This window comes from Azonexus hydrophilus DSM 23864 (genome assembly GCF_000429605.1).
Classification (GTDB): Bacteria; Pseudomonadota; Gammaproteobacteria; order Burkholderiales; family Rhodocyclaceae; genus Azonexus; species Azonexus hydrophilus.
The window spans coordinates 455,848-468,744 of record NZ_AUCE01000011.1; the positions used below are offsets into that span (position 1 = coordinate 455,848).

Below are 12,897 nucleotides of genomic sequence, written 5' to 3' on the forward strand. Positions count from 1 at the left end.
GATCAGTCGCGGGCGAAGCGGCGGTACTGGATGGCTTCGGCAATGTGGGGTGCGCCGATGATAGCGCAATCGCCGAGGTCGGCGATGGTGCGCGCGACCTTGAGTACGCGGTGCCAGGCGCGCGCCGACAGGCCGAGGCGCTGGGCGGCCTGTTGCAGCAGGGCGCTGCCGGCGGTGTCGGCCTGGCACAGGGCATCGATTTCGCGGGTGTTGAGACGGGCGTTGGCCTTGCCCTGGCGCTCGCGCTGGCGCGCCCAGGCCAGTGCGACGCGCTCACGCACACTGGCCGAGGATTCGCCGTCCGGGCGTCCGGCCAGCGATTCGGGCGGCAAAGCCGGGACTTCGATGACCAGGTCGATGCGGTCGACGAAGGGGCCGGAGAGTTTGCCGCGGTAGCGGGCAACTTGCTCCGCTGTACACAAGCAGCGTTTTTCGCCGTGGTAGCCACAGGGACAAGGGTTCATCGCCGCGATCAACTGAAACTCGGCCGGGTAATCGGCATGGCGGGCGGCGCGGGAAATGTGCACGCGCCCGGTTTCCAGCGGTTCGCGCAGGGTTTCCAGCACCTTGCGGTCGAATTCGGGCAATTCGTCGAGAAACAGGATGCCCTCGTGGGCCAGGCTGATCTCGCCCGGGCGCGGCGGATTGCCGCCGCCGACCAGCGCTGCCGCCGAGGCGGTGTGGTGCGGGCTGCGGAAGACGCGCTGGCCGTAGCGGGTCGGATCGAACTGGCCGACCAGCGACAGGACGGCCGCCGAAGCGCGCGCGGCGGCGTCGTCGAGCGGCGGCATCAGGCCCGGCAAGCGGGCGGCGAGCATCGACTTGCCGGCCCCTGGCGGTCCCAGCATCAGCAGTGAATGCTTGCCGGCGGCGGCGATTTCCAGCGCCCGCCGCGCCTGTACCTGACCCCGCACCTCGGCCAGATCGGGATAGTGGATGGGGTTGCTGCGTTCCGGCAGCGGCGGGGGCTGCAATGGGCTTTCGCCGGCCAGATGGGCGCAGACGGCGAGCAGCGAGCCGGCGGCCAGAATGTTGTCCTGGCCGGTGAGCACCGCTTCGCAGGCGCTATCGTGGGGCAGGATGAAGGTCTTGCCGTCGCCGGCAGCGTTCAGTGCCATGGCCAGGGCGCCGCGTACCGGGCGCAGTTCGCCGGACAGTGACAACTCGCCGGCAAATTCATGGGCAGCCAGTTTTTTACCCGGAATCTGGCCGCTGGCAGCGAGGATTCCGAGTGCGATCGGCAGGTCGAAACGTCCGGACTCCTTGGGCAGGTCGGCCGGTGCGAGATTCACGGTAATCCGCCGGGCCGGGTATTCGAAGCCGGAATTGACGATGGCGGCGCGTACCCGGTCGCGCGCCTCGCGCACTTCGGTATCGGGCAGACCGACCAGGGTCAGTCCGGGCAGGCCGTTGGCCAGGTGCACCTCGACGGTGACCGGCGGCGCGTTGAGTCCGTCCAGTCCCCGGCTCAGCGCAACGGCCAGTGCCATCGCTGCTTACTGTTTCCCGTCGCGGGCTTTTTCCAGCGCCTCGACGCGTGCTTCCAGTGCCTGCAATTTTTCGCGGGTGCGGGCCAGTAGTTGCGCCTGGATGTCGAATTCCTCGCGGGTGACCAGGTCGAGCTTGCCGAAGACGCCGCTCATGACGGCCTTGGCGTTCTTTTCGATGTCTTTTGCCGGCGAATTGGCCAGAAGGGCGCTCATCTTGTTGCCGAATTCTTCCAGGATCTTGGGGTCGAGCATGATTTTCCTCCGTAGGCCGGCGAGTTTAGCACAGTGGAATTTGTCGCGATTTGCCGTCTCGCTCGTCGCTGGTGCGTGACGAAGTGTAACTGCACCGGATTGGTGCCCTGTATCGGTGCGTAGTCTTGGGTTATTTGTTTATCTATATGAATTTAATGGATAAAAGCTCGCTGGCACAGCTCCTGCATTGCTGTGCTGCACAAAATACTGTTTTTGCTTTTCAACTTTTCCTTACAGGAGAGAAACCATGAAGAAGTCCCTGATCGCCCTGGCTGTCGCCGGTGCCATTTCCGTTCCGGCCATCGCCCAGGAAGCCGCAAGCCCGCATACCTTTACCGGTAATGTCACCATTGCCTCGGATTACGTCTTCCGTGGCATCAGCCAGACCCAGCACAAGCCGGCCATCCAGGGTGGTTTCGACTACAGCCATGCCAGCGGTTTCTACGCCGGCATCTGGTCATCCAATGTTGCCTGGGTCAAGGAAGGTGGCTTCAAGGACAACAGCAGCCTGGAAGTGGATGTCTACGGCGGCTATCGTGGTGCGATCGGTGATTTCGGCTATGACGTTGGTGCCTTGCACTACTACTACCCGGGCGATACCAACACCACTAACAACTTCCCGAACCCGGATTCGACCGAGGTCTATGTCGGTGTCAGCTGGAAGTTCCTGAGCCTGAAGTATTCGCACGCAGTGTCCTCGCACCTGTTCGGCTGGGTCAACCCGACGAGCAATGAGAAGAGCCGGGGTAGCAACTATCTTGACCTGACGGCAACGCACGATTTTGGCAATGGCTGGGGTGGCGTGGCGCACGTGGGTCGCCAGACGATCAAGAACTACAGTGATGCTTCCTATACCGACTGGAAGATCGGCGTTACCAAGGATCTCGGCTTTGGCGTTGCCGGCCTGACCTACACCGATTCTAATGCCAAGGGAAGTTGCCCGTTCGTCAACACGCAGCCTTACTGCTGGGGTACCGCGCCTCGTGACAAGGACGTCAGCGAGTCTCGTGTCGTCCTGTCCTTCAGCAAGTCCTTCTAATCACTTCAGATGTTCGCCCGGTGTCTGCGGACACCGGGAAGACGCAAGTCGCTACCACTTAGGGGAACACTCATGAAATTCGTTACTGCCATCATCAAGCCGTTCAAGCTTGACGAAGTGCGTGAGGCGCTGTCCGCCATTGGCGTTCAGGGCATCACGGTGACCGAGGTCAAGGGTTTCGGTCGTCAGAAAGGCCATACCGAGCTGTATCGCGGCGCCGAGTATGTGGTCGATTTCCTGCCCAAGGTCAAGCTCGAAGCTGCCGTCAAGGCCGAGCAGATCGATCAGGTTATCGAAGCCATCGAGAAGTCTGCCAGCACCGGCAAGATCGGTGACGGCAAGATCTTCGTCTTCGATCTCGAACAAGTCGTCCGTATCCGCACCGGTGAAACCGGTGACGATGCCCTGTAAGGAGTCCTGACATGAAACACGTACTCTCCATGCTGGCCCTGCTGGGCGCGGTGACCTTCGGGGCACCGGCCTGGGCCGAAGAGCCGGCCGCTGCTGCGGCTGCCGTCGAGGCAGTTGTTGAAGTGGCTGCCGAAGCCGCTGCTGCGGTTGCCGAAGCTGCCGCACCGGCGCCGGTTGTTGAAAAGGGTGACGTTGCCTGGATCATGACCGCCACGCTGCTCGTCCTGTTCATGGCCCTGCCCGGCCTGGCACTGTTCTACGGCGGTCTGGTCCGCTCGAAGAACATGCTGTCGGTGCTGATGCAGGTCATGGTCGTCTTCTCGCTGATTTCCATCCTGTGGGTTTTCTACGGTTACAGCCTGGCTTTCACTGAAGGCTCGCCGTACATCGGCTCGCTGTCCAAGCTCTTCCTGTCGGGGGTGACGCCGGATACGCTGGCCGATACCTTCACTGACAACGTCAAGCTGCCGGAATATGCCTTCATCGCCTTCCAGTGCACCTTCGCCGGTATCACCTGCGCGCTGATCGTCGGTTCCTTCGCCGAGCGCATGCGCTTCTCCGCCGTGCTGATCTTCTCGGTCATCTGGTTCACGCTGTGCTATCTGCCGATCGCTCACATGGTCTGGGGTCCGGGTGGTCTGCTGCTGGGCGACGGCGCGCTGGACTTCGCTGGCGGTACCGTGGTGCACATCAACGCCGGTGTTGCCGGTCTGGTCGGTGCCTACATGGTTGGCAAGCGTATCGGCTACGGTCGTGAATCGATGGCTCCGCACTCGCTGACGCTGACCATGGTCGGTGCCTCGATGCTGTGGGTGGGCTGGTTCGGCTTCAACGCCGGTTCCAACCTGGAAGCCACTTCGGGTGCGACGCTGGCCTTCATCAACACCCTGATCGCCACGGCGGCCGCCGTGCTGGCCTGGAGTGCCGGTGAAGCCATGTTCAAGGGCAAGGCCTCGATGCTGGGTGCTGCTTCCGGTGCGGTTGCCGGTCTGGTTGCCATCACCCCGGCTTGCGGTTCGGTCGGCCCGATGGGCGCCATCATCATCGGTGGTCTGTCCGGCTTCGTCTGTCTGTGGGGTGTCAGTGGCCTGAAGCGCATGCTTGGTGCTGATGATTCGCTCGACGTGTTCGGCGTGCATGGCGTCGGCGGCATCATCGGTGCCATCCTGACCGGTGTGTTCACCGCCCCCTCGCTGGGTGGCACGGGCGACGCCGAGTTCAGCATCGCCAGCCAGGTCTGGATCCAGACCTACAGCGTGATCATCACCATCGTCTGGTCTGCCGTGGTTGCCTTCATCGCCTACAAGATCGCCGATATCGTGGTCGGTCTGCGGGTGCCGGAAGAAGAAGAGCGCGAAGGTCTCGACCTCACCGCTCACGGCGAAAGCGCCTACCACCACTAAGCAGTTTCGTAGTCTCTCTCCCTTTGGGCACCTTCGGGTGCCCATTTTTTACGGGAAATAAAAAACCGCCGAACCGGCGGTTTTTTATTTGGGCGATTGATCAGGCTTACTTGATCAGCGGCAGCAAGGCTCGGAAATCGTCGGTGCCGCCCTTCTCCAGCCACTCGAACAGGACCATTTCGGTGCTGACCACATGGCCGCCGGCATCGCGCAGACGTTCCAGAGCGAGCTGGCGGTTGGCTGGCGTGCGCGAAGAGGCGGCGTCGGCAACCATGAACACCTGGAAGCCTGCGGCGAGCAGGCCGAGGGCAGTCTGCAGGACGCAAACGTGGGTTTCGGCGCCGGTCAGGATGACCTGGCGGCAGCCGGTTGCGCGCAGCATGTCGAGTACGCCGGGCTCGCTGGCGCAGGAGAAATGGATTTTCTCGAAAATGGTAGCGGCGCTGGTTGCGTCGCGAATGGCGGCGACGCTGTGGCCGAGTCCCTTGACGTAGTGCTCGGAAACGAAGGCCGGGATGCCGAGGTGGCGGGCGCCTTCAAGCAGCTTGACGCTGTTGCGGGTGATTTCGTCGGCTTCGAAGATCGCCGGGGCGAGCTTTTCCTGGATGTCGACGACGAGGAGGAGCGAGTCTTTGCGGGAAATCAGCATTAGCGGAACACCACCGTCTTGTTGCCGTGTACCAGTACACGGTCCTCAAGATGGTAGCGCAGGCCGCGGGCGAGAACTGTCTTCTCGATGTCTTTTCCGTAGCGGACCATGTCTTCCGGCGCGTCCGAATGGTCGATGCGGATCACGTCCTGCTCGATGATCGGACCGGCGTCGAGCTCGCTGGTCACGTAATGGCAGGTCGCCCCGATCAGCTTGACGCCGCGCTGGAAAGCCTGGTGGTAGGGCTTGGCGCCGACGAAGCTGGGCAGGAAGCTGTGGTGGATGTTGATGATCTTGCCGGTCAGCGCGTCGCACAGTTCCGGCGACAGGATCTGCATGTAGCGCGCCAGGACCATGGTGTCGCCGCGCACATCGTCGAAGATGCGCTGGATTTCGGCGTAGGCGGCGGCCTTGTTGTCCGGATTCACCGGCACCTGGATGAAGGGAATGCCGTGCCACTCGACGAAACCCTTGAATGTGTCGTGGTTGGAGATGACGCAGGGAATCTCGATGTCCAGCTCTTTCGACTGCCAGCGCGCCAGCAGGTCGTACAAGCAATGTTCCTGCTTGGAGACCATGACCACGACGCGCTTCTTGACTGCGCTGTCGCTGATCCGCCAGTCCATCGCCAGCGGTTCGCCGATTTCGCGGCGGAAGCGGTCGCGGAATTCGGCGAGCAGGAAGGGCAGCGAATCGGCCTTGATCTCGATGCGCATGAAATAGCGACCGGTGACATCGTCCGCGTGGAAACTCGATTCGAGAATCCAGCCGCCGTGCTCGGCGATGAAGCCGGAAACGCGGGCGATGATCCCGACCCGGTCGGGGCAGGAGGCGGAGAGGGTGTAGAACCGGTCGCGATGCATGATGGTCAGGCGGCCTTGGCGAATGCTTTGTCGATTTCGGCGCGCAGCGCGTCGTAGTCGCGTACCACCGGGAACTGCGGGAATTCGCGGATGACGTTTTCCGGCGGGTGGAAGAGGATGCCGCCGTGGGCTTCGCCGAGCATCGCCGTGTCGTTGTACGAATCGCCGGCGGCGACGATGGTGAAGTTCAGTTCCTTGAAACGCTTGACCGCCTCCTGCTTCTGGTTCGGCATGCGCAGGTGGTAATTGACCAGCATGCCGTCGGCGTCGGCTTCGAGCGAATGGCAGAACAGCGTCGGCCAGCCGAGCTGGCGCATCAGCGGATGGGCGAATTCGTAGAAGGTGTCGGACAGGATGATGACCTGGTAATCCTCGCGCAGCTGGTCGAGGAAGGCGCGGGCGCCCTGCATCGGGCCCATTTCGGCGATCACCTTCTGGATGTCCGGCAGACCGAGCTTCTTCTCGCGCAGGATGTTCAGGCGATAGGTCATCAGCTTGTCGTAATCGGGTTCGTCGCGCGTCGTGCGCTTGAGTTCGGGAATGCCGGTGCGCTCGGCGAATTCGATCCAGATTTCGGGGACGAGTACCCCTTCGAGGTCAAGACAGACGATTTGCACGGCGAAACTCCCTGAGACGGCGAAAAAACGCGATTTTACCCGATTAACCCGTCTGGATTACGGCTTCCGGGTGGGAAAGGTAGTAGCCCTGTGCGTAATCGACACCGAGGCCGCGCAGGATTTCCAGCGTCCGCGCGCTGCCGACGAACTCGGCCACCGTTTTCTTGCCCAGACCGCGCGCGACTTCGACGATGGCGCGGACGAAGACCTGGTCGCTGGGATCGTCGGCCAGGTTGCGGATGAACATGCCGTCGATCTTGAGCACATCGGCGGGCAACTGCTTCAGATAGGCGAAGGACGAGAAGCCGACGCCGAAATCGTCGAGGCAGACGGTACAGCCCAAACGGTGCAAGTCGTCCATGAAGGTCTCGGCGTCATGGATGTTGGCCAGGGCAGCGGTCTCGGTCAATTCGACGATGAGCCGCTGCGGCTCGACCTCGAACGCCGCCAGCTTGCTGCGGATCAGTTCGGCCAGTCCCGGTTCGCCGAAGGAGCGCGCGGAAATGTTGATGGCCAGGGCCGGCAGATCGGGTTCTTCGGCGAGCACGCGGATGGCGTCGCTGATCACCCAGCGGTCGATGTCGAGAATGCGCCCGCTCTTCTCGGCGGCGGGGATGAACTTGCCCGGCATCAGCAGCGAATCGGGGCTGTCCGGGTCGATCATCCGGACCAGGGCTTCGTAATGGGCGACGGTGCCGGTGCGCACCGAGTGGATGCCCTGGAAATGCAGGACCAGGCGCCGCTCGTCGAGCGCGCGCTGGATGCGGTCGTTCCAGCCCAGTTGGTGGAGCATCTGCTCGGAGTCGTCGAGATCGGGCCGGTAGATGCGCCAGCAGTTCTTGCCGCTGGACTTGGCCTGGTACATCGCGGCGTCGGCGTGGGAAACGATGTTCTCGCTGCTGTCACCGTGTTCCGGGAAAAGCGCGATGCCGAGGCTGATGGTCAGGCCGAGCTGATGGCCGGAGAAATCGAAGGCGATGCTGCGCACGGCATTGACGATGCGTTCGGCCAGCGCCTGGGCGCCGGCCCGGTCGGCCCCGGGGGCGAGGATGACGAACTCGTCGCCACCCAGGCGGGCGAGCATTTCGTCGGCGCGGACGATCTTGCCGATGGTGTTGGCAGCGCGCAGCAGGACGTTGTCGCCGGCGCGATGGCCAAAGGTGTCGTTGATCGTCTTGAATTCGTCGATGTCGAAGTAAAGCAGCGCGCCATGGTATTCCGGTCCGCGATGCACGTGTTCCAGTGCGCGTTCGAGTTCGGCCGAGAAGCGGGCCCGGTTGGCCAGCCCGGTCAGCGGGTCGCTTTCGGCCATGTAGAGCAGGCGTTCAGCCAGTTCGCGCTGGGTCAGCTCGGCTGCCTCGAGTTCCACCATGCGGGCATTCAGGGCGGTGGCCATGGCGTTGAAGGCGGTGACGACGCGGCCGATATCGTCGTTGTCACCACTGGGCAGCGGCGAAAAGCGCTCGCCTTGCGCCAGGGCGCGGCTGGCGTTCGACAGCGCGCTCAGGTGGCGGGTCAGCCACAGTGCGATGGCGGTCAGCACGCCGGTGGTCAGCAGGATGCCGAACAGGGCGAGCAGGATGTTCTGGGTCAGGATGTCGCGCCGGGCGGTATTCAGGAAGTGCAGGTCGAGTCCGATCAGCAGTTCGCCGTAGTGCCGGCCTTCGATTTCCATGGCGATGTGGAAGTCCATGCGGCTGCTGTCCTCGGGTAGTCCCGAGAGGAATTCCACGGCGCTTTGCCCGGGCAGTTCGCTGGCCGACGCCGAGGCGATGCGCCGGTCTTCGTCGTCGAACATGACCAGATAGCTCATCCCCTGCAACTGGCGTGCGTCGTTCAGGATTTCGCTGATGGCGGCGTAGTCGTGCTGGGCCATGGCCGGCGCCAGCGCGGCCCGCATCAGGCGGCTGGTTTCAGCCCGGCGCAGCTCGAATTGCTGGAGCAGGTGGGTTTCGGCAAGGCGCTGGCTGTTCCACAGTATGGCCGAAATCATCACGACCTCGACGATCACCGTCAGGACGATCAGGCGCCCGCGCAACGAGCGGGGCAGCAGCGTCATTTTTGATCCGCTTCGCGCAGCTGCCGGCGGGTTTCGGGCAGTGCGCGTTCCAGCGTCTTGCGGTCGTCGGCGGTGAGCGCGCGGAAACCGCCCTGGGCCGTGGAGGTGAAGAATTCCTGGCCAGCAGGCGAGCGTTCGAAAGCTTGCAGCGCGGCGATTACGGCCTTGTAATCCTCGCCCAGGCGGGCATGGGCGATGTAGAACTGTCCCGGGAAAACGGCCAGGTCGCGCCAGACCTGGGTGCGCTGGCGAATTTCCGGCGGCGACAGGACCAGGCTGGTGGCATTGACCAGGGCGGCGCGGGTCTTGCCGGTAATCGCGTTGTGGATTGCGCTGGAATGCGAGACGGCGCTGACGAACTGGTAGTCCCGGTTCTCGACCAGTCCCTCGTCGGCCAGGGTCTGTGCGCCCAGGATGGCCATCAGTGCGCTGCGGTCGGTGACGGCAATGCTGGCGCCGCGCAAGTCGGCGATGTTCTTGACTGGTTGGTCGGCGGCACTGACCAGAATGCCGCGAATCGGGTCGCGGTGAACCAGCAGCGGCTGAAAACCATGGTCGCGAATCGCCAGCCAGCCGTAATGCGGCGGGGTGATCGCAATATCGTAGTCGCCAGCGCGCAGGCGCTGGAAAAAGCTTTTGTAATCTGGAGCGGTACGCAGATTGACCGGGCGCTGCAGGCTGCTTTCCAGGCTCTGGGCCAGCGCCGCATGAGTGCGCAGCAGCATGCCGGTGCTCATGTAGGGAACGATGCCGAGGGTCAGCGGGGTGCCGGCCGGCTTTTCGGCGGCTGTGGCCGGATGCGGCAGGATAAGGCCAAGGGCCAGCGACAGGGCGCAGACGAACAAGCTCAGGTGGCGCATACGACAATCCGGGGACACATAAGCACAGGATTATAGACCGTAAGGCCGTCAGGGTTTATGCGGAATCGGCGGACGGCAGTGCTTCGAGTGCTTCGTGCAATTCCAGCCAGCGCAGCTCGGCTTCGTCGATCTGCTCGCCAAGTGTACTGGCCTGGCGATGCATTTCTTCGCTTCTGGCGCGGTCTACCTTGGTGTAAAAATCGGGCTCGGCGAATTGCGCGTCGAGCGCCGCCTTCTCTGCCTGCCACTTGGCCAGCTTGCGGTCGATCTGCTCGATTTCCTTGCTCAGCGTGCGCCGCCGGGCGAGCAGGGCCTGCCGGCTGGCCTTGGCGTCGGCGCGTTGCTGCAGGCGTTCGCTTTTCTCGGCAGCGACGTCGGGTGCCGCTGCCTTCTCGGCGTTGCGCTGCGCTGCCAGCCAGGCGGCGTAGTCGTCGAGGTCGCCGTCGAAAGGCGTTGCCCGGCCGTTGTCGACGAGCAGCAGTTCGTCGGCGCAGGTGCGCAGCAGATGGCGGTCGTGCGAGACGACGACCATGCCGCCCTCGAATTCCTGCATGGCGAAGGTCAGCGCCTCGCGCATTTCCAGGTCGAGGTGGTTGGTCGGTTCGTCGAGCAGCAGCAGGTTGGGCTTGGTGCGGATCAGCAGGGCCAGCGCCAGGCGCGATTTCTCGCCGCCGGAGAAGGGTTCGACGGCGCGTGTCGCCATGTCGCCGCGGAAGTCGAAACCGCCCAGGTAATCGCGCAGTTCCTGCTCCGGCGTCAGCGGCTCAAGGCGTTGCAGGTGCTGCAGCGGCGATTCGTCGGGGCGCAGTTGTTCGAGCTGGTGCTGGGCGAAGTAGCCGATATTCAGCGCCTTGGCTTCCCTACGGTTTCCTTTTTCCTCGCCGCCTTGTTGCGCGACGGCACCGGCGAGCAGCTTGATCAGCGTCGACTTGCCGGCGCCGTTGCGGCCGAGCAGGCCGATGCGGCAGCCCGGGCGCAGCGTCAGCGTGATGTTGTCGAGAATCTTGCGGTCGACGTAACCGGCACTGGCATTCTCGATGACCAGCAGCGGATCGGGCAGGCTTTCCGGCGCGCGGAAGCTGAAATGGAAGGGCGAGTCGACGTGCGCGGCGGCGACGATTTCCATGCGTTCGAGCATCTTGACCCGGCTCTGCGCCTGGCGTGCCTTGGTCGCCTTGGCCTTGAAGCGCTCGACGAAGCGGGTCAGCTTGGCGATCTCGCGCTGCTGCGCGGCGAAAGCCGATTGCTGGGCGGCCAGGCGGGCGGCCTTGGCACGTTCGTAGTCGGAGTAGCCGCCCGTGGTCAGCGTCAGCTTCTGCTGGTCGATGGCGATGATCTGGCCGACCACGGCGTCGAGGAAGTCGCGGTCGTGCGAGATCAGCAGCAGCGTCGCCGGCGTCGTCTTCAGCCATTGTTCCAGCCAGAGCACGGCGTCGAGGTCTAGGTGGTTGGTCGGCTCGTCGAGCAGCAGGAGGTCGGCGCGGCAGGAGAGGGCGCGGGCGAGGTTGAGGCGGACCCGCCAGCCGCCGGAGAAATCGGCGACCGGCCGGGCGAAATCGGCGTCGGTGAAGCCAAGCCCGTGCAGCACCTCGGCGGCGCGCGCCTTGGCCGAATAGCCGTCGATGTCGGCGTAGCGGGTGTGCAGGTGACCGATCGCCTCGCCGTCGCCGCGAGCCTCGGCGTCGGCCAGTTCGCGTTCGACGCGGCGCAGTTCGAGGTCGCCGTCGAGCACGAAATCGAGCGCGGCGTCGGGCAGGGCCGGGGTTTCCTGGGTGACGCGGGCGATCTGCCAGCTGGCCGGAATCTCGCAGTCGCCGGCTTCGGCGTGCAGTTCGCCGGCGAGCAGCGCGAACAGGCTGGACTTGCCGCAGCCATTGGCGCCGACCACGCCGACTTTCCAGCCGGGGTGGAGCTGCAGGTTGGCGTCGACCACCAGGGGGCGGGCGGCGCGGGCGAAGGTGAGTTGGCGGAGGGCGATCATCAGGGGGCGAATTATAGCGGCGGGCTGCTAGAATCCTCGCATGATCAAGCTGATTACCACCGACCAGCTCAAACCGGGCATGTATATCCATGACCTCAATTGCGGCTGGCTCGATCATCCCTTCCTGACCAACGCTTTCCACGTGCGCGACATGGCGACCGTGGACAAGATCGTCAAGCTCGGTATCCGGGAGGTGTACATCGACACCGTCAAGGGTGCCGATGTCTGGCAGGCGCGCAGTGCCAGCGAGGTCAGTGCCGAACTCGACCGGCGGCTGCAGGAAATTGCCGAGAAAAGATCCGACCGGCCGATCGAGGTCGACGTCAAGGACGAAGCGGCCCGGGCGCGCCGTCTGCAAGGCGAAGCCAACAAGATCGTGCGCAACATGATGGACGATGTGCGCCTGGGCCAGCAGATTCAGGTCGAGCGCGTCGAGCCGCTGGTCGAGGGCATTGTCGATTCGATCTTCCGCAACCAGGATGCGCTGCTGCCGCTGAATCGTCTGAAGAATCACGACGACTATACCTTCCAGCATTCGGTCAGCGTCTGTGCCCTGCTGGTCGCCTTCGGCCGGGGCATGAAACTCGACAAGGCGGTGATCCGCGAACTGGCGCTCGGTGGCTTGCTGCACGATGTTGGCAAGGCGCGTATTCCTGATCGCATCCTGAACAAGCCGGGCAAGCTGAGCGACGACGAATTCGACCACATGCAACACCATGTCGACGAGGGTGTTGCCCTGTTGCGCGAGTCGGGCGGCGTCAGCGACATCGCTTTGCAGGTGACCGCCCAGCACCACGAGCGCTTCGACGGGTCGGGTTATCCCGGTGGCCTGGTCGGCGCCGGCGTGTCGCTGTACGGGCAGATGGCGTCAATTGTCGATGTCTATGATGCGATCACTTCCGAGCGCGTCTACCACAAGGGTATGGCGCCGACCCAGGCGCTGAAGAAGCTTCTCGAATGGAGCAGCCATCATTTTGATCCCAAGCTGGTCCAGGCCTTCATCCGCTCGATCGGCATCTATCCCAGCGGCTCGCTGGTCATGCTCGAAAGCAAGCGCCTCGGCGTGGTTCTGGAGCAGAACGAAGGCAATCTGCTTGAACCCGTGATCAGGGTCTTCTATCACACCGGGCAGAAGCACTACATTCCGCCGGAAATCATCGACCTGTCCAAGTTCCAGGTAGACCGGGTCGCCAGTTTCGAAAGCTACGAAAAATGGAACATCGATCCTCAGCTCTGGTTGCCGGGCTGATTCCGGCCTGGATGGCCGGCGATT

The 12,897-nt window shown here is 63.5% G+C and carries 12 protein-coding genes; 4 read left to right on the top strand and 8 right to left on the bottom strand.

The genetic code is table 11. The features are described from left to right. Window positions 1–2 precede the first annotated feature (2 nt). On the bottom strand, window positions 3–1,490 hold the full coding sequence (locus G471_RS0102760; RefSeq protein ID WP_028993980.1) for a YifB family Mg chelatase-like AAA ATPase: 1,488 nt from the start codon (window positions 1,488–1,490) through the stop codon (window positions 3–5). 6 nt (window positions 1,491–1,496) lie between these two features. Then, window positions 1,497–1,742 (bottom strand): accessory factor UbiK family protein, encoded by a 246-nt coding sequence (locus G471_RS0102765; protein ID WP_028993981.1) that lies wholly within the window; start codon window positions 1,740–1,742, stop codon window positions 1,497–1,499. A 247-nt stretch (window positions 1,743–1,989) separates the two neighbouring features. Between G471_RS0102765 and G471_RS0102770 the strand changes: the two genes are divergently transcribed. From G471_RS0102770 to G471_RS0102780, 3 genes are all read left to right on the top strand, one after another. Continuing rightward, window positions 1,990–2,781 carry a TorF family putative porin gene (locus G471_RS0102770; RefSeq protein ID WP_028993982.1) on the top strand — a complete coding sequence of 264 codons (792 nt, stop codon included), beginning with the start codon at window positions 1,990–1,992 and terminating at the stop codon, window positions 2,779–2,781. A 72-nt stretch (window positions 2,782–2,853) separates the two neighbouring features. Next, window positions 2,854–3,192 (top strand): P-II family nitrogen regulator, encoded by a 339-nt coding sequence (glnK, locus tag G471_RS0102775; RefSeq protein ID WP_028993983.1) that lies wholly within the window; start codon window positions 2,854–2,856, stop codon window positions 3,190–3,192. 11 nt (window positions 3,193–3,203) lie between these two features. Next, entirely contained in the window at window positions 3,204–4,595 is a 1,392-nt protein-coding gene (locus G471_RS0102780) for an ammonium transporter (protein ID WP_028993984.1), read from the top strand. Between the two features lie 106 nt (window positions 4,596–4,701). Here G471_RS0102780 and G471_RS0102785 read toward each other — a convergent pair whose 3' ends face one another. Genes G471_RS0102785 through G471_RS0102810 form a run of 6 tightly spaced genes read right to left on the bottom strand, consistent with a single transcriptional unit; the run spans window position 4,702 to window position 11,624 of the window. Beyond that, entirely contained in the window at window positions 4,702–5,244 is a 543-nt protein-coding gene (locus G471_RS0102785; RefSeq protein ID WP_028993985.1) for a hydrolase, read from the bottom strand. Further along, window positions 5,244–6,107, bottom strand: a complete 864-nt coding sequence (gene purU, locus G471_RS0102790) for a formyltetrahydrofolate deformylase (protein WP_028993986.1) — start codon at window positions 6,105–6,107, stop codon at window positions 5,244–5,246. The genes G471_RS0102785 and purU overlap by 1 nt, the downstream gene beginning before the upstream one ends. A gap of 5 nt (window positions 6,108–6,112) precedes the next feature. Next, window positions 6,113–6,724 (bottom strand): bifunctional phosphoserine phosphatase/homoserine phosphotransferase ThrH, encoded by a 612-nt coding sequence (gene thrH / locus G471_RS0102795; RefSeq protein ID WP_028993987.1) that lies wholly within the window; start codon window positions 6,722–6,724, stop codon window positions 6,113–6,115. 43 nt (window positions 6,725–6,767) lie between these two features. Beyond that, window positions 6,768–8,783: a putative bifunctional diguanylate cyclase/phosphodiesterase gene (locus G471_RS0102800; protein ID WP_028993988.1), complete on the bottom strand. Its 2,016-nt coding sequence runs from the start codon at window positions 8,781–8,783 to the stop codon at window positions 6,768–6,770. Then, window positions 8,780–9,643 (bottom strand): phosphate/phosphite/phosphonate ABC transporter substrate-binding protein, encoded by an 864-nt coding sequence (locus G471_RS0102805; RefSeq protein ID WP_028993989.1) that lies wholly within the window; start codon window positions 9,641–9,643, stop codon window positions 8,780–8,782. Before G471_RS0102805 ends, G471_RS0102800 begins: the two co-directional genes overlap by 4 nt. 55 nt (window positions 9,644–9,698) lie before the next feature. Then, entirely contained in the window at window positions 9,699–11,624 is a 1,926-nt protein-coding gene (locus G471_RS0102810; RefSeq protein ID WP_028993990.1) for an ATP-binding cassette domain-containing protein, read from the bottom strand. Window positions 11,625–11,664: 40 nt separating this feature from the next. On the opposite strand from G471_RS0102810, the gene G471_RS0102815 reads away from it, so the two are divergent. Continuing rightward, window positions 11,665–12,873: an HD-GYP domain-containing protein gene (locus G471_RS0102815; RefSeq protein ID WP_028993991.1), complete on the top strand. Its 1,209-nt coding sequence runs from the start codon at window positions 11,665–11,667 to the stop codon at window positions 12,871–12,873. Window positions 12,874–12,897: the final 24 nt, after the last annotated feature.